The sequence below is a fragment of the Streptomyces sp. NPDC058335 genome (genome assembly GCF_042723915.1).
GTDB lineage: Bacteria > Actinomycetota > Actinomycetes > Streptomycetales > Streptomycetaceae > Streptomyces.
In genome coordinates this window covers 21,065-46,747 of the sequence record NZ_JBHXHX010000023.1, presented here as the reverse complement: position 1 = coordinate 46,747, position 25,683 = coordinate 21,065, and the positions used below count along the sequence as shown (strand labels likewise).

The 25,683-nt window shown below is 71.6% G+C and carries 23 protein-coding genes and 1 pseudogene; 22 read left to right on the top strand and 2 right to left on the bottom strand.

Going from position 1 to position 25,683, the window contains the following annotated elements:
• Window positions 1–94: 94 nt before the first annotated feature.
• Window positions 95–1,756 (bottom strand): hypothetical protein, encoded by a 1,662-nt coding sequence (locus tag ACFWJX_RS34090; RefSeq protein ID WP_383250200.1) that lies wholly within the window; start codon window positions 1,754–1,756, stop codon window positions 95–97.
• Between the two features lie 187 nt (window positions 1,757–1,943).
• Complete coding sequence (locus ACFWJX_RS34085; protein ID WP_383250199.1) at window positions 1,944–4,139, bottom strand: elongation factor G-like protein EF-G2; 2,196 nt, start codon at window positions 4,137–4,139, stop codon at window positions 1,944–1,946.
• A gap of 256 nt (window positions 4,140–4,395) precedes the next feature.
• Here ACFWJX_RS34085 and pgsA point away from each other — a divergent pair.
• The 22 genes and pseudogenes from pgsA (at window position 4,396) to ACFWJX_RS33975 (ending at window position 25,682) form a co-directional block, all read left to right on the top strand.
• Window positions 4,396–5,132: pseudogene (pgsA, locus tag ACFWJX_RS34080) on the top strand (phosphatidylinositol phosphate synthase).
• Window positions 5,129–6,037 carry a phosphatidylinositol mannoside acyltransferase gene (locus ACFWJX_RS34075; RefSeq protein ID WP_383250198.1) on the top strand — a complete coding sequence of 303 codons (909 nt, stop codon included), beginning with the start codon at window positions 5,129–5,131 and terminating at the stop codon, window positions 6,035–6,037. Before pgsA ends, ACFWJX_RS34075 begins: the two are co-directional and overlap by 4 nt.
• Window positions 6,034–7,200 carry a glycosyltransferase family 4 protein gene (locus ACFWJX_RS34070; protein ID WP_383250197.1) on the top strand — a complete coding sequence of 389 codons (1,167 nt, stop codon included), beginning with the start codon at window positions 6,034–6,036 and terminating at the stop codon, window positions 7,198–7,200. The genes ACFWJX_RS34075 and ACFWJX_RS34070 overlap by 4 nt, the downstream gene beginning before the upstream one ends.
• Window positions 7,201–7,366: 166 nt before the next feature.
• On the top strand, window positions 7,367–7,912 hold the full coding sequence (locus ACFWJX_RS34065) for a hypothetical protein (protein WP_383250196.1): 546 nt from the start codon (window positions 7,367–7,369) through the stop codon (window positions 7,910–7,912).
• 244 nt (window positions 7,913–8,156) lie between these two features.
• Window positions 8,157–8,297, top strand: coding sequence for a lasso RiPP family leader peptide-containing protein (locus ACFWJX_RS34060; protein WP_383250195.1), 141 nt, complete (start codon window positions 8,157–8,159; stop codon window positions 8,295–8,297).
• A gap of 33 nt (window positions 8,298–8,330) precedes the next feature.
• A complete protein-coding gene (locus ACFWJX_RS34055) occupies window positions 8,331–10,166 on the top strand; it encodes a lasso peptide isopeptide bond-forming cyclase (RefSeq protein WP_383250194.1) in 1,836 nt (611 codons plus the stop codon).
• Between the two features lies 1 nt (window position 10,167).
• Complete coding sequence (locus ACFWJX_RS34050) at window positions 10,168–10,401, top strand: lasso peptide biosynthesis PqqD family chaperone (protein WP_383250193.1); 234 nt, start codon at window positions 10,168–10,170, stop codon at window positions 10,399–10,401.
• Window positions 10,398–10,829, top strand: a complete 432-nt coding sequence (locus ACFWJX_RS34045) for a lasso peptide biosynthesis B2 protein (RefSeq protein WP_383250192.1) — start codon at window positions 10,398–10,400, stop codon at window positions 10,827–10,829. The genes ACFWJX_RS34050 and ACFWJX_RS34045 overlap by 4 nt, the downstream gene beginning before the upstream one ends.
• A 139-nt stretch (window positions 10,830–10,968) precedes the next feature.
• Window positions 10,969–11,874 (top strand): pyridoxal 5'-phosphate synthase lyase subunit PdxS, encoded by a 906-nt coding sequence (gene pdxS / locus ACFWJX_RS34040; RefSeq protein ID WP_073493637.1) that lies wholly within the window; start codon window positions 10,969–10,971, stop codon window positions 11,872–11,874.
• Between the two features lie 4 nt (window positions 11,875–11,878).
• Entirely contained in the window at window positions 11,879–12,487 is a 609-nt protein-coding gene (gene pdxT / locus ACFWJX_RS34035) for a pyridoxal 5'-phosphate synthase glutaminase subunit PdxT (protein WP_383250191.1), read from the top strand.
• Between the two features lie 48 nt (window positions 12,488–12,535).
• Window positions 12,536–13,288: a YebC/PmpR family DNA-binding transcriptional regulator gene (locus ACFWJX_RS34030; RefSeq protein WP_383250190.1), complete on the top strand. Its 753-nt coding sequence runs from the start codon at window positions 12,536–12,538 to the stop codon at window positions 13,286–13,288.
• A gap of 117 nt (window positions 13,289–13,405) precedes the next feature.
• On the top strand, window positions 13,406–13,936 hold the full coding sequence (ruvC, locus tag ACFWJX_RS34025; RefSeq protein WP_383250189.1) for a crossover junction endodeoxyribonuclease RuvC: 531 nt from the start codon (window positions 13,406–13,408) through the stop codon (window positions 13,934–13,936).
• On the top strand, window positions 13,933–14,538 hold the full coding sequence (gene ruvA / locus ACFWJX_RS34020) for a Holliday junction branch migration protein RuvA (protein ID WP_383250188.1): 606 nt from the start codon (window positions 13,933–13,935) through the stop codon (window positions 14,536–14,538). Before ruvC ends, ruvA begins: the two co-directional genes overlap by 4 nt.
• Before the next feature lie 26 nt (window positions 14,539–14,564).
• Window positions 14,565–15,659: a Holliday junction branch migration DNA helicase RuvB gene (gene ruvB, locus ACFWJX_RS34015; RefSeq protein WP_383250187.1), complete on the top strand. Its 1,095-nt coding sequence runs from the start codon at window positions 14,565–14,567 to the stop codon at window positions 15,657–15,659.
• A 187-nt stretch (window positions 15,660–15,846) separates the two neighbouring features.
• The gene (yajC, locus tag ACFWJX_RS34010; protein ID WP_383250186.1) at window positions 15,847–16,380 is read left to right on the top strand and encodes a preprotein translocase subunit YajC; all 534 of its coding nucleotides are present in this window, start codon (window positions 15,847–15,849) and stop codon (window positions 16,378–16,380) included.
• 136 nt (window positions 16,381–16,516) lie between these two features.
• Window positions 16,517–18,271, top strand: a complete 1,755-nt coding sequence (gene secD, locus ACFWJX_RS34005) for a protein translocase subunit SecD (protein ID WP_383250185.1) — start codon at window positions 16,517–16,519, stop codon at window positions 18,269–18,271.
• 3 nt (window positions 18,272–18,274) lie between these two features.
• Complete coding sequence (gene secF, locus ACFWJX_RS34000) at window positions 18,275–19,390, top strand: protein translocase subunit SecF (RefSeq protein WP_383250184.1); 1,116 nt, start codon at window positions 18,275–18,277, stop codon at window positions 19,388–19,390.
• Window positions 19,387–19,935, top strand: coding sequence for an adenine phosphoribosyltransferase (locus ACFWJX_RS33995; RefSeq protein WP_383250183.1), 549 nt, complete (start codon window positions 19,387–19,389; stop codon window positions 19,933–19,935). Before secF ends, ACFWJX_RS33995 begins: the two co-directional genes overlap by 4 nt.
• 203 nt (window positions 19,936–20,138) lie before the next feature.
• Window positions 20,139–22,691 carry a RelA/SpoT family protein gene (locus tag ACFWJX_RS33990; protein ID WP_383250182.1) on the top strand — a complete coding sequence of 851 codons (2,553 nt, stop codon included), beginning with the start codon at window positions 20,139–20,141 and terminating at the stop codon, window positions 22,689–22,691.
• A gap of 43 nt (window positions 22,692–22,734) precedes the next feature.
• Window positions 22,735–24,135 carry a protein kinase gene (locus ACFWJX_RS33985; RefSeq protein ID WP_383250181.1) on the top strand — a complete coding sequence of 467 codons (1,401 nt, stop codon included), beginning with the start codon at window positions 22,735–22,737 and terminating at the stop codon, window positions 24,133–24,135.
• Window positions 24,128–24,559, top strand: coding sequence for a hypothetical protein (locus ACFWJX_RS33980; protein ID WP_383250180.1), 432 nt, complete (start codon window positions 24,128–24,130; stop codon window positions 24,557–24,559). Before ACFWJX_RS33985 ends, ACFWJX_RS33980 begins: the two co-directional genes overlap by 8 nt.
• Window positions 24,543–25,682: a caspase family protein gene (locus tag ACFWJX_RS33975; RefSeq protein WP_383250179.1), complete on the top strand. Its 1,140-nt coding sequence runs from the start codon at window positions 24,543–24,545 to the stop codon at window positions 25,680–25,682. The genes ACFWJX_RS33980 and ACFWJX_RS33975 overlap by 17 nt, the downstream gene beginning before the upstream one ends.
• Window position 25,683 lies beyond the last annotated feature (1 nt).

Genomic DNA, 25,683 nt, shown 5'->3' with positions numbered 1-25,683 from the left:
ACACCGGCCCCCGGCACACCGGCCCCCGGCACACCGGCCCCCGGCACACCGGCCCCCGGACCCGTACGAGTGACCCCGCCCCACCGCCGGAGGCCTACGCGTCGTAGGTGTCGGCCTTCTTCGGTGTCAGGTCCTGGATCGCGCCGCTGAGCGCCGAAGAGCGGGAGCTGAACTTCTCGGTGTCCACGTCGTGCTCCTTGAGCACCCTGAGCGCGGCCGTGTGCACCACCCTCAGCACCGGTGTCGCCGCGCGCAGCGCGTCGTCGGCCATGAAGCGGTGCCGCCACGGCTGGTCGGCCCAGGCGTGCCGCAGGCCGAACGGCTCGGGCAGGCCTATGGAACCGCCGAGCCAGTTCAGCAGCGGCGGGTACCAGCTGATCGTGGCGCGCGCGGCCACCCGTACCACCTCGTCCGCGGTGACCAGCGGCAGACTGATCTTGCGGGTCTCCCAGAACCGGACGGTCTTGGCGACCTCCTTCGTGGGAGCCTCGGGCTTGCTGGTGAACAGGGAGTTCACCGGGCCCAGCGCATGGCCGGTGACCTCGATGCGCAGCGTCTCGTGCAGCACGGTCACGGTGATCAGCATGGTGATGATCAGCTGGCCGTCCCACAGCGGCCACTGGACACCGAGGTAGTGCCGGTCGCCGCCGCCGAACTGCTGGTTGTTGCAGATGTCCTCCACGGCCCTCGGCTTGACCTGGTACGCCTCCACGTCGGTGCCCTCCGGCCGGGCCACCGCCTTGGCGTTCTCACCGACCGGCGTGACGATCCAGTGCCGTACCGAAGGAGGCGGGAAACCGCCGGTCTTCAGGCTCTGCCGGTGCAGCAGCTGGAGCTGGTCGTGGATGGCCCGCACGACCGTCCAGCTGCGGAACTCGTGGACGCCCTTGACCGGGTCGACCGGGGTCAGTTCCTCCGCGAGGTGCCAGGCGCCCCAGCGGGTGCCCATGCCGAGTATCCCCTTGGGGCCGGCGTAGAAGACGGAGTTGGACTGCTGCTCGGCGCTCAACCGGGCCAGGGACTGGCGCAGTTGCTCGGCCGCCGTCTGGCTGGGGCTGGTCGGCACCGCCTCGGGGACCTTGGCACCGACGCTGCTGCCGGACAGCAGGCTGTCCCAGCGCTCGCGCAGGTCCTTCGCGGTGCCCTCGCAGATCCGCTTGGCCAGGAACCAGCCGGCCACCGGGGCGACGACCGCACCGCGCGCGTACCACCCGGCCAGGCCGGAGAACGGCATGCGGAGCAGGAAGAGAGCGGCGAGCGCGCCGACGGCCACGAGCAGACCGGTGGCCAGTCCGGAGACCCGCCTGTTGTCCGCCTTCACCATGGTGGCCCGGAGCTGGAAGACCAGCAGCCACACCAGGAGGCCGGGCAGGAACAGCAGACCGCACAGGACCATGACGCCGGTGAGCTTCCGGTCGCGCTCGCGGCGGATCCGGTTGGCGGCCAGGCAGTGTTCGACGACCGCCTGCGGGTCACTGCCGAACGACTGGATGAGCGGCTTCCGTCCGACGCCCAGCATGCGGTCGATCACCGCCTGGGAGAACGCCTCGCCGAGGTTGGGCCGGAAGATCTTGGCCCAGCCGCGGCCGGGGTCGACCGTCGACTGATGCCATTCGTTGTCGGCCTTCTTGATGTCCTCGACGGGGTTGTCCCGGTAGGCGGCCGAGGCCAGCGCGACGGTCGGCGTCTGCCCGCCGTCGCCCTGCTGCGGCACCTGTGGCCCGAAGAAGTCCGCGTAACCGCTGCCCACGGTCATTCCCGCCCCCGATCGCCGCCACTCTCGCTTCTGCGGCCTTCCCGACTTCCGTACTCCGCACACCTGTTGATCAGGTCATCAGCGTATATCCAGGCACGGACATCCGTCGGCGGACGGCCGAAGCCGCCCGCCGTATCGGAGGAACACGTTCCACACCGGCCACTCGAGGGTGGCCGCGCCCCAACCTCTAGCCGTCCTGCTCCTGTTGGCGGATCCGCTCGGCCACCTGCGCCGGCATCGGTTCGTGCCGGGCGTAGGCGCGGTGGAAGCGGGCCGTGCCGTGCGAGAGGGAACGCAGGTCGACCGCGTACCGGCCGATCTCGATCTCGGGCACCTCGGCGCGCACCAGCGTGCGACCGCCGCTCGTCTGCTCGGTGCCCAGGACCCGGCCGCGCCGCCCGGACAGGTCGCTCATCACGGCGCCCACGTACTCGTCGCCGACCAGCACGCTCACCTCGGCCACCGGCTCCAGCAGATGGATCCTCGCGTCGGTGGCGGCCTCGCGCAGCGCGAGCGCCCCGGCCGTCTGGAACGCGGCGTCGGAGGAGTCCACCGAGTGCGCCTTGCCGTCGAGCAGGGTCACCCGGACGTCGACGAGCGGATGGCCCGCGGCGACGCCCTTGGCGGCCTGTGCCCGTACGCCCTTCTCGACGGAGGGGATGAACTGGCGCGGCACCGCGCCGCCCACGACCTTGTCGACGAACTCGATGCCCGAACCGCCCGGCAGGGGTTCCACCTCGATCTCGCAGATGGCGAACTGTCCGTGCCCGCCGGACTGCTTGACGTGCCGTCCCCGCCCGGTGGACCTGGCGGCGAACGTCTCCCGGAGGGAGACCTTGTGCGGGACGACGTCGACCTGCACGCCGTAGCGGCTGCGCAGCCGCTCCAGGGCGACGTCCGCGTGGGCCTCGCCCAGGCACCACAGCACCACCTGGTGGGTGCCCTGGTTCTGTTCCAGCCGCATCGTCGGGTCCTCGGCGACCAGCCGGGACAGTCCCTGCGAGAGCTTGTCCTCGTCGGCCTTGCTGTGTGCCTGGATGGCCAGCGGCAGCAGCGGGTCGGGCATCTGCCACGGCTCCATCAGCAGCGGGTCGTCCTTGGCGGAGAGCGTGTCGCCGGTCTCCGCGCGGCTCAGCTTCGCCACGCACGCGAGGTCGCCCGCGATGCAGTGCGTCAGCGCCCGCTGCTGCTTGCCGAAGGGCGCGGACAGGGCGCCGACGCGCTCGTCGACGTCGTGGTCCTCGTGGCCGCGGTCGGTGAGCCCGTGGCCGGAGACGTGGACGGTCTGGTCGGGGCGCAGGGTGCCGGAGAACACGCGGACCAGGGAGACCCTGCCGACGTACGGGTCGGAGGCCGTCTTCACGACCTCCGCGACCAGCGGGCCGTCCGGATCGCACAGGTCCAGCGTGCGTGGCTCGCCGTCGACCGTGGTGACGCGGGGCGCCTCGCGCTCCAGGGGCGTCGGGAAGCCCCTGGTGACCAGTTCGAGCAGTTCGACGGTGCCGATGCCCTGCCGGGCGCCCTCGGCGGCCGGGGCCGCGGCCAGGACGGGGAAGAACGTGCCGCGCGCCACGGCCCGTTCCAGGTCCTCGATCAGCGTCTTCACGTCGATCTGCTCGCCGCCGAGATAGCGGTCCATGAGGGTCTCGTCCTCGCTCTCGGCGATGATCCCCTCGATCAGCCGGTTGCGGGCCTCCTCGATCCCGGGCAGCTCGTCCTCGCCCGGATCGGACTCCTTGCGCTCGCCGGAGGCGTAGTCGAACAGCTTCCGCGACAGCAGCCCGGTCAGTCCCGTCACGGGCGCGTGCCCGTCCGGGGCCTGCGGGCCGTGCAGCGGCAGGTACAGCGGCAGGACGGCGTCGGGGTCGTCGGCGCCGAAGGCCTCCGCGCAGATCCGCGTCATCTCCTCGAAGTCCGCGCGTGCGGCCTCCAGATGCGTGACGACGATCGCGCGGGGCATGCCGACGGCCGCGCACTCGTCCCACACCATGCGGGTCGAGCCGTCCACGCCGTCCGAGGCCGAGACGACGAAGAGGGCCGCGTCCGCGGCACGCAGACCGGCCCTCAGCTCCCCGACGAAGTCGGCGTACCCGGGGGTGTCGAGAAGATTGATCTTGATGCCGTCCCATTCGACCGGCACCAGGGAGAGCTGCACCGAGCGTTGCTGACGGTGCTCGATGTCGTCGTAGTCGGAGACGGTGCCGCCGTCCTCCACGCGGCCCGCCCGGTTCACCGCTCCCGCGGTCAGCGCGAGAGCCTCCACCAAAGTCGTCTTGCCCGATCCGGAGTGGCCGACCAGCACCACATTCCGTACGGACGCGGGGTGGTCGGCCGCCGTAGCCCTGCCGGCGGCTCCGGGGTGTGTGTTCGCCTTGTCGCCCATTTCTCTGCCTCCCGTGCACGGTGAGGTCATCGGGGCGCGGACACGGCGGCTCCGCGTGCGGTGGCGGCTCCGGCGACGCCCGCGGTCCTTCGAGCTTTCCACTCCCGTCACGGTGCGTCCATACGAAGGACGCGACGAGGCCATCGGCACGGCCGGCGTGCGGGCGGGCGCGCGACCCCGCCGTGACCCGGATGCGGCCGGGCCGTGACCCCGGCCCCGGGTGCCCGACGGTCGCACACCCACGCGCGTGGCTACGATGGGCCAGCCGGTGGCCAGCAGGGGCCGCGCGGCCATACAACCTTCGGGAAGGCCATGCTGAACAAGTACGCGCGTGCATTCTTCACGCGTGTCCTCACACCGTTCGCCGCGTTTCTCATCCGCCGGGGCGTGAGCCCCGACACGGTCACGCTTCTCGGCACCGCCGGCGTGGTCGCGGGCGCGCTGGTCTTCTACCCCATGGGCGAGTTCTTCTGGGGCACGGTCGTGATCACGCTGTTCGTGTTCTCCGACCTCGTCGACGGCAACATGGCCCGCCAGCTCGGCCGCTCCAGCCGCTGGGGAGCCTTCCTGGACTCCACGCTCGACCGGGTCGCCGACGGTGCGATCTTCGGCGGTTTCGCCCTCTGGTACGCGGGCCACGGCGACGACAACGTCCTGTGCGCCGTCTCGATCTTCTGCCTGGCCAGCGGCCAGGTCGTGTCGTACACCAAGGCGCGCGGCGAGTCGATCGGGCTGCCGGTCGCGGTCAACGGGCTCGTCGAGCGCGCCGAGCGGCTCGTGGTGTCCCTGGTCGCGGCCGGGCTCGCGGGCCTGCACGCGTTCGGCGTGCCGGGCATCCAGTACCTGCTGCCGGTCGCCCTGTGGCTCGTCGCCGTCGGCAGCGTGGTCACGCTGATCCAGCGCGTCGTCACCGTCCGCCGCGAGGCGGCGGAGGCCGACGCGGAGACCGCGGCCGGCCGACAGGGCTCCGAGGGGCGTGAGACGGCCCAGTGAGCGCACGTGACCAGCTGACCGACGGGCTGTACGGGCTCGGCTGGAGCACCGTCAAGAAGCTCCCCGAGCCGGTGGCGGCCCGCCTGGGCCGTTCCGTCGCCGACCTCGCCTGGAAGCAGCGAGGCAAGGGCGTGCAGCGGCTGGAGAGCAACTACGCGCGCGTGGTGCCGGACGCGAGCCCCGAGCGGCTGGCCGAGCTGACGCGCGCGGGCATGCGCTCCTACCTGCGCTACTGGATGGAGTCGTTCCGCCTTCCCTCCTGGAGCCCGGAGCGGGTCGCGTCGGGGTTCGAGCCAAAGGACCTGCACCACCTCACCGACGGCCTCGCGGCCGGCAAGGGCGTCGTCCTCGCGCTGCCGCACCTGGCCAACTGGGACCTCGCCGGCGCCTGGGCCACCACGAAGCTGAAGATCCCGTTCACCACGGTCGCCGAGCGGCTCAAGCCCGAGACGCTCTACGACCGCTTCGTCGCCTACCGCGAAGGCCTCGGCATGGAGGTCCTGCCGCACAGCGGCGGCAGCGCCTTCGGCACCCTCGCCCGGCGGCTGCGCGAGGGCGGCCTGGTCTGCCTGGTCGCCGACCGCGACCTCTCCGCGTCCGGCGTCGAGGTCGAGTTCTTCGGCGCCACCGCGCGCATGCCCGCCGGACCGGCCCTGCTCGCCCGGCAGACCGGCGCGCTGCTGCTCCCCGTCACGCTCTGGTACGACGACTCGCCCGTCATGCGGGGCCGCATCCATCCCCCGATCCAGGTACCCGAGTCAGGCACGCGGGCCGAACAGACGTCTGTCATGACACAGGCGCTGGCAGACGCCTTCGCCACGGGTATCGCCGACCATCCGGAGGACTGGCACATGCTCCAGCGACTGTGGCTCGCCGATCTCGACCCCGCGAAGGGACCCTCGTGAGAATCGGCATCGTCTGCCCCTACTCCTGGGACGTGCCCGGTGGCGTCCAGTTCCACATCCGCGACCTCGCCGAGTACTTCATCCGGCTCGGCCACGAGGTGTCCGTCCTCGCCCCGGCCGACGACGACACCCCGCTCCCGCCGTACGTCGTCTCGGCCGGCCGCGCCGTCCCGGTGCCGTACAACGGCTCGGTGGCCCGGCTGAACTTCGGCTTCCTGAGCGCCGCCCGGGTACGCCGCTGGCTGCACGACGGCGCCTTCGACGTGGTCCACATCCACGAGCCGACCTCGCCGTCGCTCGGGCTGCTGACCTGCTGGGCGGCGCAGGGCCCGATCGTGGCCACCTTCCACACGTCGAACCCGCGCTCGCGCGCGATGATCGCCGCCTACTCGATCCTCCAGGCCGCCCTGGAGAAGATCAGCGCGCGGATAGCGGTGAGCGAGTACGCCCGCCGCACCCTGGTGGAGCACCTCGGCGGGGACGCCGTGGTCATCCCCAACGGCGTCGACGTCGACTTCTTCGCCCGCGCCGAGCCCAACCCCGACTGGCAGGGCGGGACGATCGGCTTCGTCGGCCGCATCGACGAGCCCCGCAAGGGTCTGCCGGTGCTGATGGCCGCCCTGCCGAAGATCTTCGCCGAGTGCCCCGACGCGCGCCTGCTGGTGGCCGGCCGCGGCGACGAGGAGGAGGCCGTCGAGAACCTCCCGAAGGAACTGCGCTCCCGCGTGGAGTTCCTCGGCATGGTCAGCGACGAGGACAAGGCCCGCTTCCTGCGCAGCATCGACCTGTACGTCGCCCCGAACACCGGCGGCGAGAGCTTCGGCATCATCCTGGTCGAGGCCATGTCGGCGGGGGCCCCGGTACTCGCCTCCGACCTCGACGCCTTCGCCCAGGTGCTCGACCAGGGCGGCGCGGGCGATCTGTTCGCCAACGAGGACCCGGACGCGCTGGCCGAGGCGGCCGTACGGCTTCTCGGTGACCCCGGGCGGCGGGCCGGCCTGCGCGAACGCGGCAGCGCCCATGTCCGCCGCTTCGACTGGTCGACGGTCGGCGCGGACATCCTCTCCGTGTACGAGACGGTGACGGCGGGCGCGGCGGCGGTCGCGGCGGACGACAGAGGCTCCCCGGGCCTGCGGGCACGATTCGGCCTGGCCCGGAACTGACGCGGGGCAGGCGTGACGACACCGGCCGGGTGATCCGGTCCGTCCGGGGGAGTTCGAGGACGAGGCCCGTTCACGGCCGAGGCGGGGCCCGGGGGGCGGCAGCCCCCGGCAGGCGCCCATGGGAGGCACCCCGGCCGACCCCGCGGAGCGACTAGCCTTGCCGCCCGTGACCGCAACCCTCATCTGGATCCTCGTCGTCCTCGTCGCCATCGGCCTCTACCTGAGCTGGACGGCGGGACGCCTGGACCGGCTGCACGCCCGTATCGACGCCGCCCGCGCCGCACTGGACGCGCAACTGCTGCGCAGGGCGTCCGTCGCCCAGGAACTGGCCACCTCGGGCGTGCTCGACCCGGCCGCCTCGATCGTGCTGTACGAGGCCGCGCACGCCGCCCGGCAGGCCGAGGAGGAGCAGCGGGAGGTCGCCGAGAGCGACCTGAGCCAGGCGCTGCGGGCGGTCTTCGCAGACGTACAGCAGCTGGAGGCCGTACGTGAGGCGCCCGGCGGAGAGGCCGCCGCGCACGAGCTGACGGAGGCAGTCCTGCGGGTTCCCATGGCCCGCCGCTTCCACAACGACGCGGTGGGCGGCGCCCGCAGGCTGCGCGAGCACCGCAAGGTGCGCTGGTTCCGACTGGCCGGGCACGCCCCGTTCCCGCTGGCCTTCGAGATGGACGACGAGCCGCCCGCCGTCCTCACGGGCCGTTCCCGGTCGTGACCGCCCAGGGCCCGAGCAACGGCCGGGAGTCCTTTCCGGCCACCTTCGGCACGGCGAGTCGTGTGCGTGCCGCACCTCCGAACATGATCGTTTCCGCAGATCACGGGTGATGCTCCCGGCGTTCACAGGCGAACGGAGTGGCCGCTGTGAATTGAGTGAAAACCGGGTGGATCACGCGATTCGATCGCACGTACGGTTCACCTGGGTAGCCGACCGGCTGCCCCTGGTAACTGAGGAGGGTGTTATGAACGAGCACACCGAGCTCTCGACCCCCGAGCCGTACGCGCCGCCGACCCTGGTCGAGGTCGGGGAGTTCAACGAGGACACCCTGGGCTGGATCGGCTGGGGCAACGACATCTTCGGTCACTACTCCGGCGGCTTCTGAGCCCCGGTCGTCGGTTCTCGGAGACATGAGCGCATGAGAAGCACCGGGTTCGTGGTCCTGCCGGACACGGCGGCCTCGGCCGAGGCTCGCGCGGCGGCTCCCTGGGAGTCGCCGCGGGAGTTCCCGCACGCCTCGGGGCGGCCGTGGCTGGTCGGCCGGTGGGCATCCGGCGAGATCACGGCCGTGGCCGCGGGCCCGGTGCGCCTGGCGGTGATCGGGGTCTGCCCGGTCACCGCCGCCCGGCTCACCGAACTGGCCGCCCGGATCCGGGCGGTGTCCGACCTGGACGCGCTGGCGGCGAGCCTGCCCGGTTCCTGCCACCTGGTGGCGTCGGTCGACGGCCAGGTGCGCTTCCAGGGCAGTGCGACCGGCCTGCGCCGGGTCTTCCACACCCGGCTGGACCAGGTCGACGTGGCCGCCGACCGCGCCGATGTGCTCGCGGCGATGACCGGTGCCGGCGTCGACGAGACGGCGCTGGCCCTGCGCGTCGCCACCGGGGGATTCCTGCCGCCCCCGCTGGGCGACCGCCCGCTGTGGTCCGGGATCTCCGCGCCGGCGCCGGACCACTGCCTGGTGTGGGAGCGCGACCGGGTGCGGGAGGCACGGTGGTGGCGGCCACCGGCCCCGGAACTGTCGCTGGCCGCGGGCGCCCGAGCCGTCCGGGAAGCACTCGTCTCCGCCCTGCACGACCGCGACCCAGGCCGGGGCCGGCTCAGTTCGGACCTGTCCGGCGGCATGGACTCCACGTCACTGTGCTTCCTCGCCGCCCGGGACGTGCCCGACCTGCTGACGTTCCGCTGGGGCGAGGCGGAGGCCGGCAACGACGACTCCGTCTTCGCCGGCCACGCCATCGGCGCCCTGGACCGCGCCGAGCACATCGTCGTCGCCCCCGGCGACCTCCCACCGCTGTTCACCGACGCGGACGACCCCGTGGACTCCGAGGAGCCCTACCCCTTCGTCCGCACCCTCGCGCGCACCCGTCACACGGCCCGGCTGCTCGCCGACAGCGGATCGCGCCGGCACCTCGCCGGACACGGCGGTGACGAACTGTTCACCCCGTTCCCCGGCTACCTCCACGGACTCCTCCGGCGCCGCCCGCTGACCGCCCTGCGGCATGTCCGCGGCTACGCGGCCCTGAAACGCTGGCCCGTGCTGCCCACCCTGACGGCCCTGGCCCGCCCCGGCGACGAGGCCGCCTGGTGGCGGGCCCAGGCCGACGGGCTCACCGACCCGGCCCCGCCCCGGCGCCGGCCCGCCCTCGGGTGGGGCGTCTGGCCGATGCGGGCACCGGCCTGGGCCACCGGCGCGGCGGTCGAGGCGACCCGTGAGGCACTGCACGACACGGCGAGCCGGGTACGGCCGCTCTCCAGCGACCTGGCCCAGCACCAGCTGCTCCTCGCGATGCGCGCGAGCGCCCCCTGGTACCGGCTGCTGGCCCGGGTGTTCGCCGACGCCGGCGTGCAGCTGGACTCGCCGTTCTTCGACGACCGCGTGGTCGAAGCCGTCCTGTCGGTCCAGGTGCACGAACACGCCGGGCCCTGGCGGTACAAGCCGCTGCTGGCCGAGGCGATGCGCGGCATCGTGCCGCCGGCCGTGCTGGGCCGCTCCACCAAGGGCGAGTTCAGCGACGAGGCCAACAGTGGGCTGCGCCGCAACCTGCCCGCGATCCTGGAGATGTTCGAGGACTCGGCCCTGGCCGCCCACGGACTGATCGACCCCGGTGCACTACGCACCCGGCTGCTCGCGCCCCAGCCGGACAACGCCATCAGGATCGCGCTGGAACCCCTGATCGGCTGCGAGACCTGGCTGCGCGCCGCCACCCGACCCGCCCCCGCTTGGAGGTTCGACGCCCGTGCGTCTTCATCCTGACGTGATCAGCACCGACACCGACGACGGCACGGTCCTGCTCAACGAACGCACCGGCCGGTACTGGCAGTTGAACAACACCGGCGCCCGTGTGCTCCGCGCCCTGCTGGACGGTCGGCAGCCCGACGGCATCGCCGCCGACCTCGCCGACCGGTACGCCATCGACGCCGAGCAGGCCGAACGCGACGTGAGCGCCGTGATCGAGCGGCTGCGCGGCTCGAAGCTGGTGATCTCATGAGCATGCCCGTCGCGCTGGCCGAACGGCGCAGGCTCCCCCCGCACCGCCGCGTGCTGCCCCTGCTGGCCGTGGCAGTCGCCCGCCCGCTGGCCAAGGTCAGGCCCGCCCGGCTGCGTGCCGTCCTGGAGTTCGCCCGCCGCGGCGCGGCACCGGCTACGGCCGTACAGGCGCTCAGGGCCCGCGAGGAGGTCGTGTCCGTCAGCCTGCGCTGCGCCGGGCAGGGCTGCCTGCAGCGCTCCATCGCCACCGCCCTCCTCTGCCGTGCGCGCGGTGCGTGGCCCACCTGGTGCACCGGAGTGCGCACCCACCCCTTCGCCGCCCACGCCTGGGTCGAGGCGGAGGACCGACTCGTCGGCGAGGGTTACCCGAAGGGCCACTACAAGACCCTGATGTCCATCCCGCCGGTGACCCACGACCGGGCCCGCTGACCCGTCGGGAAAGAGGCTGCCGCACCCGGACCGGCCTAAAAGGATCCACCGGCTTGCCATTGGCCCTTGCTGTGGACTGGTCCACTCACGTTTCCTCAGTGCGGTAGAAAACCCTCTTTCCCTTCAGTGAGGTCAACCCGTGTCCAGCACCCAGAACCAGGCCCCCGAGACCGGCACCGCGCGCGTGAAGCGCGGCATGGCCGAGCAGCTCAAGGGCGGCGTGATCATGGACGTCGTCAACGCGGAGCAGGCGAAGATCGCCGAGGACGCGGGCGCCGTCGCCGTCATGGCCCTGGAGCGGGTTCCCGCCGACATCCGCAAGGACGGCGGCGTGGCCCGGATGTCGGACCCGAACATGATCGAGGAGATCATCGAGGCGGTCTCCATCCCGGTCATGGCCAAGTCCCGCATCGGCCACTTCGTCGAGGCCCAGGTCCTCCAGTCCCTCGGCGTGGACTACATCGACGAGTCCGAGGTCCTCACCCCGGCCGACGAGGTCAACCACAGCGACAAGTTCGCCTTCACCACGCCGTTCGTCTGCGGCGCCACCAACCTGGGCGAGGCCCTGCGCCGCATCGCCGAGGGCGCCGCGATGATCCGCTCCAAGGGCGAGGCCGGCACCGGCAACGTCGTCGAGGCGGTCCGCCACCTGCGCCAGATCAAGAACGAGATCGCCAGGCTCCGCGGCTACGACAACAACGAGCTGTACGCCGCCGCCAAGGACCTGCGCGCCCCGTACGAGCTGGTCAAGGAGGTCGCCGAGCTGGGCAAGCTGCCTGTCGTGCTGTTCTCCGCCGGCGGCGTGGCCACCCCCGCCGACGCCGCACTGATGCGCCAGCTCGGCGCCGAGGGCGTCTTCGTCGGCTCCGGCATCTTCAAGTCCGGCGACCCGGCCAAGCGCGCCGCCGCCATCGTGAAGGCGACCACCTTCTACGACGACCCGAAGATCATCGCGGACGCGTCCCGCAACCTCGGCGAGGCCATGGTCGGCATCAACTGCGACACCCTCCCCGAGACCGAGCGCTACGCCAACCGCGGCTGGTAGTCACATGACCGACGCACCTGTCATCGGCGTCCTGGCCCTCCAGGGCGACGTACGGGAGCACCTCATCGCCCTGGCCGCGGCCGACGCCGTGGCCAGGCCGGTCAGGCGCCCCGAGGAACTCGCCGAGGTCGACGGCCTGGTCATCCCCGGCGGCGAGTCCACCACCATCTCCAAGCTGGCCGTCCTCTTCGGCGTGCTGGAGCCCCTCCGCGAACGCGTGCGGGCCGGCGTGCCCGTCTACGGCACCTGCGCCGGCCTGATCCTGCTCGCCGACAAGATCCTCGACCCGCGCTCGGGCCAGGAGACCGTCGGCGGCATCGACATGATCGTGCGCCGCAACGCCTTCGGACGGCAGAACGAGTCCTTCGAAGCGGCCGTCGACATCAAGGGCATCGAGGGTGATCCTGTGGAGGGCGTCTTCATCCGTGCGCCCTGGGTCGAGTCCGTCGGCGCCCGCACCGAGGTGCTGGCCGAGCACGAGGGCCACATCGTCGCCGTCCGCCAGGGGAACGCGCTGGCCACGTCGTTCCACCCGGAGCTGACGGGAGACCACCGGGTCCACTCCCTGTTCGTGGACATGGTGCGCGCCAACCGGGCACCGGAGTCCTTGTAGGATCTCTGGCGTTCACGCAGAGATGGGTTACGCGAAGGAGACAGGCAGATGTCCGGCCACTCTAAATGGGCCACGACGAAGCACAAGAAGGCCGTGATCGACGCCAAGCGCGGCAAGCTCTTCGCGAAGCTGATCAAGAACATCGAGGTCGCGGCGCGCATGGGCGGCGTCGACATCGACGGCAATCCGACGCTCTACGACGCCATCCAGAAGGCGAAGAAGTCGTCGGTCCCGAACAAGAACATCGACTCCGCGGTCAAGCGCGGCGGTGGCCTTGAGGCCGGCGGTGCCGACTACGAGACGATCATGTACGAGGGCTACGGCCCGAACGGCGTCGCGGTGCTCATCGAGTGCCTCACCGACAACCGCAACCGCGCCGCCTCCGACGTCCGCGTCGCCATGACCCGCAACGGCGGCTCCATGGCCGACCCGGGTTCGGTGTCGTACCTCTTCAACCGCAAGGGCGTCGTCATCGTCCCCAAGGGCGAGCTGACCGAGGACGACGTGCTCGGCGCCGTCCTGGACGCGGGCGCCGAAGAGGTCAACGACCTGGGGGAGTCCTTCGAGGTCATCAGCGAGGCCACCGACCTGGTCGCGGTCCGCACCGCCCTCCAGGACGCCGGCATCGACTACGACTCCGCCGACGCCAACTTCGTCCCGACCATGCAGGTCGAGCTGGACGAGGAGGGCGCCAGGAAGATCTTCAAGCTGATCGACGCGCTCGAGGACAGCGACGACGTGCAGAACGTCTTCGCCAACTTCGACGTCAGCGACGAGGTCATGGAGAAGGTCGACGCGTAGCGCTGCCGCGAACTGAGCGGATTCGTCGGGCCGGTGGGACACGTCCTACCGGCCCGACGTCGTTGTCGGTGGCAGCGGATAGCCTGACGACCGTCAGAGATCACGAGGGGAGGGCGCGTGCGCGTACTCGGGGTGGACCCCGGCCTCACACGATGCGGTGTGGGCGTCGTCGAGGGCGTCGCCGGCCGGCCGCTCACGATGCTCGGCGTCGGTGTCGTCCGGACGCCCGCGGACGCCGAGTTGGGGCAGCGCCTCGTCGCCGTCGAGCAGGGCATCGAGCAGTGGCTGGACGAGCACCGGCCCGAATTCGTCGCCGTGGAACGGGTTTTCAGCCAGCACAACGTGCGCACGGTCATGGGCACCGCCCAGGCCAGCGCCGTCGCCATGCTGTGTGCGGCCCGCCGCGGCATCCCCGTCGCGCTGCACACGCCCAGCGAGGTCAAGGCGGCCGTCACCGGCAGCGGCCGCGCCGACAAGGCCCAGGTCGGCGCCATGGTGACCCGCCTGCTGCGACTGAGCGCGCCGCCCAAGCCCGCCGACGCCGCCGACGCCCTCGCCCTGGCCATCTGCCACATCTGGCGCGCCCCCGCGCAGAACCGACTCCAGCAGGCCGTCGCCCTGCACACATCGAAAGGCCGTACGGGATGATCGCCTTCGTGAGCGGACCGGTCGCCACCCTCGCCCCCGACTCCGCGGTGGTCGAGGTGGGCGGCATCGGCATCACCGTCCAGTGCACGCCGAACACGCTCTCCGGACTGCGCATGGGCCGGCCGGCGAAACTGGCCACCTCCCTGGTCGTCCGAGAGGACTCCCTCACCCTGTACGGCTTCACCGACGACGACGAGCGCCAGGTCTTCGAGCTGCTCCAGACCGCGAGCGGGGTCGGCCCGCGCCTCGCCCAGGCCATGCTGGCGGTCCACTCGCCGGACACCCTGCGCAGAGCCGTCGCCACCGGTGACGAGAAGGCCCTGATCGCCGTCCCCGGCATCGGCAGGAAGGGCGCCCAGAAGCTGCTGCTGGAGCTGAAGGACCGCCTCGGCGAGCCGGTCGGTGCCCCCGCCGTGGGCACCCCCGTCACCCACGGCTGGCGCGACCAGCTGCACGCGGCCCTGATCGGCCTCGGCTACGCGACCCGCGAGGCCGAGGAGGCCGTGACCGCCGTCGCACCGCAGGCCGAGGCCGCCGGGAGCCCGCCCCAGGTCGGTCAGCTCCTGAAGGCGGCGCTGCAGACCCTCAACCGAGCCCGCTGACCCCCTACATCCCCGAGGCACACCACATGAACTGGGACGACCCGACCGACACGACCGCCGACGAAGGGCCCGCCGGCCCCGCCGCGGAGCGGTTGGTGGGCTCTGTCGCCGACGGCGAGGACCAGGCCGTCGAGGCCGCCCTGCGCCCCAAGGACCTGGGCGAGTTCATCGGCCAGGAGAAGGTCCGCGAGCAGCTCGACCTCGTCCTGCGCGCCGCACGCGCGCGTGGCGCGACCGCCGACCACGTGCTGCTCTCCGGCGCCCCCGGCCTCGGCAAGACCACCCTCTCGATGATCATCGCCGCCGAGATGGGCGCCCCGATCCGCATCACCAGCGGCCCCGCCATCCAGCACGCGGGCGACCTCGCCGCGATCCTCTCCTCCCTCCAGGAGGGCGAGGTCCTCTTCCTGGACGAGATCCACCGCATGTCCCGGCCCGCCGAGGAGATGCTCTACATGGCGATGGAGGACTTCCGCGTCGACGTCATCGTCGGCAAGGGCCCCGGCGCCACCGCCATCCCCCTGGAGCTGCCGCCGTTCACCCTGGTCGGCGCCACCACCCGCGCGGGCCTGCTGCCGCCCCCGCTGCGCGACCGCTTCGGCTTCACCGCGCACATGGAGTTCTACGAGCCGGCCGAGCTGGAGCGGGTGATCCACCGCTCGGCGAACCTCCTCGACGTCGAGATCGACACCGTCGGCGCCGCCGAGATCGCCGGCCGCTCCCGCGGCACGCCCCGCATCGCCAACCGCCTGCTGCGCCGTGTCCGTGACTACGCGCAGGTCAAGGCGGACGGCGTGATCACCCGTGAGATCGCGGAGGCCGCGCTCAAGGTCTACGAGGTCGACGCCCGCGGCCTCGACCGCCTCGACCGCGCGGTCCTCCAGGCCCTGCTGAAGCTGTTCGGCGGCGGACCGGTCGGCCTGTCCACGCTCGCCGTCGCGGTGGGGGAGGAGCGCGAGACCGTGGAGGAGGTCGCCGAACCCTTCCTCGTCCGCGAGGGCCTGCTCGCCCGCACCCCCCGCGGCCGGGTCGCCACCCCCGCCGCCTGGACCCATCTGGGCCTGACCCCGCCCCGCCCCGCCACGGCGGGAAACGGACAACAGGACCTGTTCGGGGCGTGACGGGGCGGGCATCCGTCCGGGATCGGACGGGGCAATGGCGGTGCCAGGAACCCTGGTGCCATGCTGAGCGTTGTTCACTGCACGCGGACTCGCTTAGACTCCGCCGATGCTGCCCTTGTCGGCAGCGCACATACCCCCAACCATCAGGCCGCTCACCATCGCGGTCGCGTGAAGGAAGTACCGACCCGTGAGTCTCGTGACCATCCTCCCGTTCATCGTGCTCATCGGGGCCATGTTCCTGATGACCCGGTCGGCGAAGAAGAAGCAGCAGCAGGCCGTGGACATGCGCAACCAGATGCAGCCCGGAAGCGGTGTCCGCACCATCGGGGGCATGTACGCGACGGTCAAGGAAGTCAGCGAGGACACGGTCCTGCTCGACGCCGGCCCGGGTGTGGACCTGCTCTTCGCGAAGAACTCGATCGGTGCCGTCCTGACGGACGACGAGTACAACCGCATCGTCCACGGCATCGAGCACGACCTGAAGTCCGACGCCGACGTCGTCCCCGACGACGCCTCCTCCCTCACCGAGACCGACGGGTCCGCCGACGCTGCCGCCGCCTCCGGCGACCAGCCCGTCGACCTCGGCAAGAAGGACGAGGACCTCGGCACGAAGGACGCGGCCGAGGCCGACGGAGAGCCGAAGAAGACCGCCGAGGAGAAGACGGCCGAGGCCGACGGAGAGCCGAAGAAGACCGACGGCGACTCCGACGCGAAGAAGTAGCCACGACCCGGGGCACGCGGGCCCGTCCCGCGTGCCCCGGGCGCGCGCAATCTCGCACATAGGGGATCCCGACACCATGTCATGGCCGTTGCCGCGCTGACCCGGCGCGAGGCGGCCCGAGAGGGAGTACGAGAAGGTGGCAGCACCTAAGAAGGGCCGGAGCGCGAGTGCCCAGAGCAAGCCGTGGCGCTCGCTGGCCCTGATCCTGATCGCCATCGTGGGGCTCACCGGAGGCATGTTCCTCTCCGGTCACACGACTCCGCGTCTCGGCATCGACCTTGCCGGCGGTACGAGCATCACGCTCCAGGCGAAGGCCGACCAAGGGTCCGCGATCAACAAGGCCAACATGGACACCGCGGTCGAGATCATGAACCGCCGTGTCAACGGGCTGGGCGTCTCCGAGGCGGAGGTGCAGACCCAGGGCGACCGCAACATCATCGTGAACATCCCCAAGGGCATCAACTCCAAGGAAGCCCGGGACCAGGTCGGCACCACCGCCAAGCTGTACTTCCGCCCGGTCCTGGCCAGCGAGCCCAGCGGCCCCGCCGCGAGCGCCTCGCCGAGCCCGTCGGCCAGTGGTTCCCCGAGCGCCTCGCCGAGCCCCTCGACCAGCGCCTCCGCGGGTGAGACGGCCTCCTCCTCGACCTCCCCGTCGGCCTCCGCCACCTCCCAGGGCCGCGCCGTCACCGACGCGCTGAAGGCCGACTCCACGCCGTCGCCGTCGGCGAGCGCCTCCGCCTCCGCCAGCCCTTCGGCGTCCGCGCCTGTCGACGAGGCCGCGCTCCAGGCGAAGTACACCTCCCTGGACTGCACCAAGGAGAAGCAGCGCTCCGTGCTCGGCGAAGGCGTCAAGCCCGGCGACACGACCGTGGCCTGCGGCCAGATCGACGGCGCCTGGTACAAGTACCTGCTCGGCCCGGCCGCCGTCGACGGCACCGAGGTCGACGAGGCCCAGGCGATCTTCGACACGCAGGGTGCCGCCGGCTGGCAGGTCAACATGAAGTTCGACTCCAAGGGCGCGAAGAAGTTCGCGGACATCACGGGCCAGCTCGCCCAGAACCAGCAGCCGCAGAACCAGTTCGGCATCGTCCTGGACGGTGAGGTCGTCTCCAGCCCGTACGTCAGCTCCTCCATCGCCGGCGGCCAGGCCCAGATCTCCGGCAGCTTCACGCAGGACGAGGCCCAGGGCCTCGCGAACATGCTGTCGTACGGTGCGCTGCCGCTCAGCTTCGAGGAGTCGAGCGTCCAGACGGTGACCGCCGCGCTCGGCGGTGACCAGCTCCGCGCCGGTCTCCTCGCGGGCGCCATCGGCCTCGGCCTGGTGATCGTCTACCTGGTGGCCTACTACCGCGGCCTGTCGCTCATCGCGATCGCATCGCTGCTGGTCTCCGCCGCGCTGACATACGTGATCATGTCGCTGCTCGGCCCGACCATCCACTTCGCCCTCAACCTGCCGGCCGTCTGCGGTGCCATCGTCGCCATCGGCATCACGGCGGACTCGTTCATCGTCTACTTCGAACGGGTCCGGGACGAGATCCGCGAGGGCCGTTCCCTGCGCCCCGCGGTCGAGCGGGCCTGGCCGCGCGCGCGGCGCACCATCCTGGTCTCCGACTTCGTGTCGTTCCTCGCCGCCGCGGTGCTGTTCCTGGTCACCGTCGGCAAGGTCCAGGGCTTCGCGTTCACGCTCGGTCTGACCACCGTCCTCGACGTGGTCGTGGTCTTCTTCTTCACCAAGCCGCTGATGACGCTGATCGCACGCCGCAACTTCTTCGCGAGCGGCCACAAGTGGTCCGGCCTCGACCCGAAGAGCCTGGGTGCCAAGGCGCCGCTGCGCCGCACCCGCCGTCCCTCCGGTCCTGCCGCCGGTCCCGTCGAGACGAAGGAGGCGTGAGCGATGTCGAAACTCGGCAGCCTCGGCGCCCGACTCCACCGTGGTGAGATCAGCTACGACTTCATCGGTCACCGCAAGATCTGGTACGGCATCTCGATCCTGATCACCATCACGGCCATCGTGGGCCTGGCGGTGCGCGGCCTGAACATGGGCATCGACTTCCAGGGCGGTGCCGTCTTCACCACGGCGAAGAACGGCTCCATCTCCGTCTCTCAGGCGCAGACCGCCGCCGAGGAGGCGTCGGGCCACGAAGCGGTCGTGCAGAAGCTCGGCGACGGCTCGGTGCGCATCCAGATCGCCGGCATGGACACCAAGCAGTCCGACACGGTCAAGGACGAGCTGGCCAAGGACTTCAAGGTCAACCCGGAGTCGATCGCGGCCGACCTGGTCGGCCCCAGCTGGGGTGACCAGATCGCCAACAAGGCCTGGCAGGGTCTGGCGATCTTCATGGTCCTGGTCGTGATCTACCTGGCGATCGCCTTCGAGTGGCGCATGGCCATCGCGGCCCTCATCGCCCTGATCCACGACATCACCATCACCGTCGGCATCTACGCCCTCGTCGGCTTCGAGGTCACGCCGGGCACGGTGATCGGTCTGCTGACCATTCTCGGTTACTCCCTGTACGACACGGTCGTCGTCTTCGACTCCCTCAAGGAACAGACGAAGGACCTCACGAAGCAGACCCGCTTCACCTACAGCGAGATCGCCAACCGCTCGATCAACGGCACCCTGGTGCGTTCCATCAACACCACGGTGGTCGCGCTGCTCCCGGTCGCGGGCCTGCTGTTCATCGGTGGCGGCTTCCTCGGCGCGGGCACGCTCAACGACATCTCGCTGTCGCTGTTCGTCGGCCTCGCCGCCGGTGCCTACTCCTCGATCTTCATCGCCACCCCGCTCGTCGCCGACCTGAAGGAACTCGAGCCGCAGGTCAAGGCCCTGAGGAAGCGCGTCCTCGCCAAGCGTGCCCAGTCGCCCGCCGACGAGGAGTCCACACCGTCCTACGGCTACCACGGGACGGACGAGGACCCGGAGGACGTCGAGACGGCGGTCGTCGGCCCGCGCACCCAGCCCGCGGCCCGCACCCGGGGTCGCGGCCGTCCCTCGGGGAAGCGCCGATGACCGAGATCACCGACATCACGACGCTGCTGCTCAGCCGCATCCGTGACGTGCCCGACCACCCGGAGCCGGGCGTGATGTTCAAGGACATCACCCCGCTGCTCGCGGACCCGGCGGCGTTCACCGCGCTCACCGACGCGTTCGCGGAGATCGCCGGGCGCACCGGCGCCACCAAGGTCGTCGGCCTGGAGGCCCGGGGCTTCATCCTCGGAGCTCCCGTCGCCGTCCGGGCGGGCCTCGGCTTCGTCCCGGTGCGCAAGGCGGGCAAGCTCCCCGGAGCCACCCTCGCCCAGGCCTACGACCTGGAGTACGGCTCCGCCGAGATCGAGATCCACGCCGAGGACCTGACCGCCGACGACCGCATCCTGATCGTCGACGACGTCCTCGCCACCGGCGGCACCGCCGAGGCGTCGATCCAGCTCATCCACCGTGCGGGCGCCCAGGTCGCGGGCGTGGCCGTCCTGATGGAGCTGGGTTTCCTCAACGGCAGGCCCCGTCTGGAGGCGGCCCTGGCCGGAGCGCCGCTGGAGGCACTGCTCACGGTCTGACAGCGCCGTGGCGCATGACCGGCACGGCGCGAGAACCGCCGTACGGCAAGCGGGCGGGCCCGGAGGAATCCGGTGCCCGCCCCTTGTGTTTCAGGGGTGGACCGCTCTCACATCGGTCTGGAGGCGATGCCGGAGCCGGGGATCGCTACGATGGGTGCTCCGGAGCCTGACCGGGGCACCCGGATCGCGCACGAGGAGCCGTCTTGCCAGACGAGGCCCAGCACCTGACCGCCGCCAAGCCCGAGTCCCCCTCGGAGCCCGCGGCCACGCCCGCGTCGCAAGCGCAGAACGACGCCCGCGGGCCGGTCGAGCACGACCGCTCCGCCCCCGTCGAGCAGCCGGCCGAGCAGCCCCGCCCCAAGCCGGCCACGCCCGAGGGCCCCGCCGCCACGTCAGGGGCCCGCCCGGCAGCCACGCCCGCCGCCCGCCCGGCCGCCGCTCAGCCGCCCGCCCGCTCCGGCTCCTCCAACCGCGTCCGCGCCCGTCTGGCCCGACTCGGCGTCCAGCGCGTGAACCCGTACAACCCGGTCCTGGAACCGCTGCTGCGGATAGTGCGCAGCAACGACCCGAAGATCGAGACCGCGACCCTGCGCCAGATCGAGAAGGCCTACCAGGTCGCCGAGCGCTGGCACCGCGGGCAGAAGCGCAAGAGCGGCGACCCGTACATCACCCACCCGCTCGCGGTGACGACGATCCTCGCCGAGCTGGGTATGGACCCGGCCACCCTCATGGCGGGCCTGCTGCACGACACCGTCGAGGACACCGAGTACGGCCTGGAGGATCTGCGCCGTGACTTCGGCGACGTGGTCGCCCTCCTCGTCGACGGCGTCACCAAGCTCGACAAGGTCAAGTTCGGCGAGGCCGCGCAGGCCGAGACCGTCCGCAAAATGGTCGTCGCCATGGCCAAGGACCCGCGTGTCCTGGTCATCAAGCTGGCCGACCGCCTGCACAACATGCGCACCATGCGCTATCTCAAGCGCGAGAAGCAGGAGAAGAAGGCGCGCGAGACCCTCGAGATCTACGCGCCGCTCGCCCACCGCCTGGGCATGAACACCATCAAATGGGAACTGGAGGACCTCGCCTTCGCGATCCTCTACCCCAAGATGTACGACGAGATCGTCCGGCTGGTGGCCGAAAGGGCACCGAAGCGTGACGAGTATCTGGCCATAGTGACCGACGAGGTCCAGGCCGATCTGCGCGCCGCCCGCATCAAGGCGACCGTCACCGGCCGCCCGAAGCACTACTACAGCGTCTACCAGAAGATGATCGTCCGCGGCCGTGACTTCGCGGAGATCTACGACCTGGTGGGCATCCGCGTCCTCGTGGACACCGTCCGCGACTGCTACGCGGCCCTCGGCACCGTGCACGCGCGATGGAACCCGGTCCCCGGCCGGTTCAAGGACTACATCGCGATGCCCAAGTTCAACATGTACCAGTCGCTGCACACGACGGTCATCGGACCCAACGGCAAGCCGGTCGAACTCCAGATCCGCACGTTCGACATGCACCGCCGCGCCGAGTACGGCATCGCCGCGCACTGGAAGTACAAGCAGGAGGCCGTCGCCGGTGCCTCCAAGGTCCGCAGCGACGCGCCCAAGTCGTCCGGCAAGGGCAAGGACGACCACCTCAACGACATGGCCTGGCTGCGCCAGCTCCTGGACTGGCAGAAGGAGACCGAGGACCCGAGCGAGTTCCTGGAGTCCCTGCGTTTCGACCTGTCCCGCAACGAGGTCTTCGTCTTCACGCCCAAGGGCGACGTCATAGCGCTCCCGGCCGGGGCGACGCCGGTGGACTTCGCGTACGCGGTCCACACGGAGGTCGGCCACCGGACGATAGGAGCACGGGTCAACGGCAGACTCGTACCGCTGGAGTCGACCCTGGACAACGGCGATCTGGTGGAGGTCTTCACCTCCAAGGCGGCCGGCGCCGGCCCGTCCCGCGACTGGCTGGGCTTCGTCAAGTCGCCCCGTGCCCGCAACAAGATCCGGGCGTGGTTCTCCAAGGAGCGCCGCGACGAGGCGATCGAGCAGGGCAAGGACGCCATCGCCCGCGCGATGCGCAAGCAGAACCTGCCGATCCAGCGCATCCTCACCGGCGACTCGCTGGTCACGCTCGCGCACGAGATGCGCTACCCGGACATCTCCTCGCTGTACGCCGCGATCGGCGAGGGCCATGTCGCGGCGCAGAACGTCGTGCAGAAGCTCGTGCAGGCCCTCGGCGGCGAGGAGGCCGCGAGCGAGGAGATCGACGAGACGGTCCCGTCCCGCGGACGCGGGCGCAAGCGGCGCAGCAGCAACGACCCGGGCGTGGTGGTCAAGGGCGTCGACGACGTCTGGGTGAAGCTGGCCCGCTGTTGTACGCCCGTCCCCGGCGACCCGATCATGGGCTTCGTCACGCGCGGCAGCGGTGTATCGGTCCACCGCACCGACTGCGTCAACGTCGACTCGCTCTCCCGTGAGCCCGAGCGCATCCTCGAGGTCGAGTGGGCGCCCACCCAGTCCTCGGTCTTCCTGGTCGCCATACAGGTCGAGGCGCTGGACCGCTCCCGTCTCCTCTCGGACGTCACGCGCGTTCTGTCCGACCAGCACGTCAACATCCTCTCGGCGGCCGTCCAGACCTCCCGCGACCGCGTCGCCACCTCCCGCTTCACCTTCGAGATGGGCGACCCCAAGCACCTGGGACACGTCCTGAAGGCCGTCCGCGGAGTCGAGGGCGTCTACGACGTCTACCGGGTGACGTCGGCGCGAAGGCCGTAACCTACGGGCGGACGGCAGGAGCCGACGGGGACGGGGGAGTGGCATGGGCGGTCCTGGACAGGACGGATTAGCGGGCGCGGCGCCGTCGGCGGACGGCCGGTCGGACGTCTCGGTGGAGGCGTCGCCGCCCGCCGTGCCGGTCCTGGTCGCCGGGCGCTACCGACCCGTCCGCCTCCTCGGCCGCGGCGGCATGGGTGTCGTGCACGAGGCGGAGGACACCCGGCTCGACCGCCGCGTCGCCGTGAAGATGCTCACCGCCGTCGAAGGCCTGGCCGGGGACAGCGAGGCCTGGGACCGCTTCCGGCGCGAGGCCCGCGCCCTGGCCCGGATCGACCACCCCGGCGTCGTCACCCTCTACGACAGCGGGGTGCACGACGGCACCCCCTACCTCGTGATGCAGGTGCTCGACGGCACGACCCTGGCGGGTCTGGTGTCGGTCACCGGACGACTGCCGACGGCCGTGGTGTGCACGGTGGCGTTCGGCATGGCGGAGGCCCTGGAGGCCGCGCACGCGGCCGGGGTCCTGCACCGTGACGTCAAGCCCACCAACGTGGGCATCACCCGCAGCGGACGCGTCGTCCTCCAGGACTTCGGCCTGGCCCGGCTGGCCGGCGAGGCCGCCATCACCCGCACCGGCGCCCTCGTCGGCACCCCGCAGTTCATGGCGCCCGAGGCCATGCGCGGCGTCCTGCCGGAGCGCGCCGCCGACTGGTACGGCCTCGGCGTCTGCATGTACCTCATGATCACCGGCGAGCTGCCCTTCGGCCCCACCGTCGACTTCGGCGCCATCATGGAACGTGCCCTCGGTGACGGCGTCCCCCCGCTCACCGGGAACCGCTGGGACTGTCCCGAGGACCTGTGCCGGCTGGTCGACGACCTGTGCCGGCAGGACCCCGCCCTCCGCCGCCAGGACGCCGAGACCATCCGCGACGTCCTCCTGCCCCTGACCTACGGCGGCACGGAGGCCCTGGCCGGTCTGGTGACCGGCCGCGCACGCGAGGACGCCGTACGGGACGCCCGCGCGGTCCAGCGCTTCCCCGAATCCGCCGCCGCGGACGAGGACGTGCCCGAGTACCTGTGGGACGAGGCGGCCGTCCTGCCCGCGCCGCGGGACGCACCGCAGGACCCCTTCCGGCCCGCCACCCTCAGCGACACCACCCGCAGGATCGTGCTCGGCAGCATGACCCCGCAGAGCGCCCTGTCCCGGCAGCGCGAGGCCGTCAACCTGGTGCAGCGCGGCCGGCTCCAAGAGGCGGCGCAGATGCTGGCGGTCGTCGTCCCGGTCTGCCTCTCCACGCTCGGTCCCGACCATCCGACCACCCTGACCAGCCAGTACTGGCACGCGGTCTGCCTGGCAAGGCTCGACGCCGGGCGCGACGCGATCGAACTCTTCTCCCGCGTCAACAGACGCGTGGCCCGACGAACGGACGGACACGATGACTGACCCCGGCCCGGGGATCTCGGCCTCCCTGGACGACAGCGGCACCGAGGACGACCTGCGCTCCCTGCTCCGCTGGCTGCGCGCGGACGAGACCGCCGGCGTGCGGGCCGGCCCCGCCGCGGCCCCGCCGCCCCCGGCAGGCGGCATGGGAACCGGCTTCGACGTGCTCCAGTTCGCCGTCTCCGGCGGACTGTCCGCGGCCTCCCTGGTGGTCTCCGTCCTCCAATGGCAGACCTCCCTGCGCCGTGCCCCGGCCGTCACCCTGCGCCGCGGCGACGTGGAGGTCCAGCTCACCGCGCGGGCGGCCCGCGACGAGCGGACCGTACGGCGCCTCGTCGCCCTCCTCGACGGCGACACCGCCCCCGCCGCCCTGCCCGCCCCGCGCACGCGCACCGAGGGAAGCGGAGGCGATGACGGCACTGCCTGACCCGGCGCGCTCGCGGGCCGTCCTCATCGGCACCGCCTCCTACCGCCACCTGCCCCAGCTCCCCGCCGTCGAGGCCGGCGTCGTCGACCTCGCCGCCGAGCTGTGCGACGCCACCGTGTGGGGGCTGCCCGTGCAGCACTGCACGGTCGTCACCGATCCGCTGAGCCCCCAGACCATCCTCGACCCCGTCTACCAGGCGAGCGAGGAGGCCACCGACACCCTGCTGGTGTACTTCGCCGGGCACGGCATGCGCGACGCCGACTCCGCCGACCTCTACCTCGCCCTCGGCGACTCCCGCGAACACCTCGGCTACACCGCCGTCGCCTACCAGCACCTGCGCACCGCACTGCGCTCCGCCCGCGCCCGCCGCAAGGTCGTCGTCCTGGACTGCTGCTTCAGCGGCCGCGCCGCCCGTGCCCTGTCCGGCAGCGACGTCCTCGCCGCCGAGGCCGCCGTGGACGGGGCGTACGTCCTGACCGCCTCACCCCGCGACCGGATCGCCCTGGCCCCCGACGGAGAGCGCTACACCGCCTTCACCGGCGAACTCCTCACCGTCCTGCGGCACGGCGTCGAGGACGGCCCCGAGCTGATCGACCTCGACACCCTCTACCGCGTCCTGCTGGAACGCCTGCGCGCCAAGAACCGGCCACTGCCCCAGCACTCCCAGGAGAACGGCGTCGGACGGCTGCCGCTCGCCCGCAACAAGTCCCGAGCGGCCCGCCACACCACCCCGGCCGGCCCGGTCCTGGCCGCCGACGTCCGCGCCGCCATGGTCTCCACCGGCCTCGCCGTCGCCCGGCTGCTGCGTGCCGAGGGCAACACCCGCGACGCCCTGCCCGTCCTGCGGCTCGCCCTCCAGGAACAGCAGACCGCCGGCGCCCAGGGCGACCTGCTCACCGTCCAGCTCGAACTCTCCGAACTCCTCGCCGAGACCGGCCAGGTCAAGGACGCCATCGAAGTCCTGGAACTCGCCTTCCAGCAGGTCCACAAGGTGTACGGCCCGGAGGCCGTCCTGGTCTGCCGACGCCTCGCCGATCTGCTCCAGGAGTCCGGCAACCACCTCCAGGCCTGCGAGGTCCTCAAGCACGCCCTGGACATCGGCGAACGGGGCGGTCCGGCCTGAG

What these genes read in the sequence shown, in the direction of transcription:
- ACFWJX_RS34090 (WP_383250200.1), bottom strand. Translation starts at nt 1,756, where the DNA reads ATGACCGTGGGCAGCGGTTACGCGGACTTCTTCGGGCCACAGGTGCCG.
- ACFWJX_RS34085 (WP_383250199.1), bottom strand. Translation starts at nt 4,139, where the DNA reads ATGGGCGACAAGGCGAACACACACCCCGGAGCCGCCGGCAGGGCTACG.
- ACFWJX_RS34060 (WP_383250195.1), top strand. Translation starts at nt 8,157, where the DNA reads ATGAACGAGCACACCGAGCTCTCGACCCCCGAGCCGTACGCGCCGCCG.
- ACFWJX_RS34055 (WP_383250194.1), top strand. Translation starts at nt 8,331, where the DNA reads ATGAGAAGCACCGGGTTCGTGGTCCTGCCGGACACGGCGGCCTCGGCC.
- ACFWJX_RS34045 (WP_383250192.1), top strand. Translation starts at nt 10,398, where the DNA reads ATGAGCATGCCCGTCGCGCTGGCCGAACGGCGCAGGCTCCCCCCGCAC.
- pdxT (WP_383250191.1), top strand. Translation starts at nt 11,879, where the DNA reads ATGACCGACGCACCTGTCATCGGCGTCCTGGCCCTCCAGGGCGACGTA.
- ACFWJX_RS34030 (WP_383250190.1), top strand. Translation starts at nt 12,536, where the DNA reads ATGTCCGGCCACTCTAAATGGGCCACGACGAAGCACAAGAAGGCCGTG.
- ruvA (WP_383250188.1), top strand. Translation starts at nt 13,933, where the DNA reads ATGATCGCCTTCGTGAGCGGACCGGTCGCCACCCTCGCCCCCGACTCC.
- ruvB (WP_383250187.1), top strand. Translation starts at nt 14,565, where the DNA reads ATGAACTGGGACGACCCGACCGACACGACCGCCGACGAAGGGCCCGCC.
- secF (WP_383250184.1), top strand. Translation starts at nt 18,275, where the DNA reads ATGTCGAAACTCGGCAGCCTCGGCGCCCGACTCCACCGTGGTGAGATC.
- ACFWJX_RS33995 (WP_383250183.1), top strand. Translation starts at nt 19,387, where the DNA reads ATGACCGAGATCACCGACATCACGACGCTGCTGCTCAGCCGCATCCGT.
- ACFWJX_RS33985 (WP_383250181.1), top strand. Translation starts at nt 22,735, where the DNA reads ATGGGCGGTCCTGGACAGGACGGATTAGCGGGCGCGGCGCCGTCGGCG.
- ACFWJX_RS33980 (WP_383250180.1), top strand. Translation starts at nt 24,128, where the DNA reads ATGACTGACCCCGGCCCGGGGATCTCGGCCTCCCTGGACGACAGCGGC.
- ACFWJX_RS33975 (WP_383250179.1), top strand. Translation starts at nt 24,543, where the DNA reads ATGACGGCACTGCCTGACCCGGCGCGCTCGCGGGCCGTCCTCATCGGC.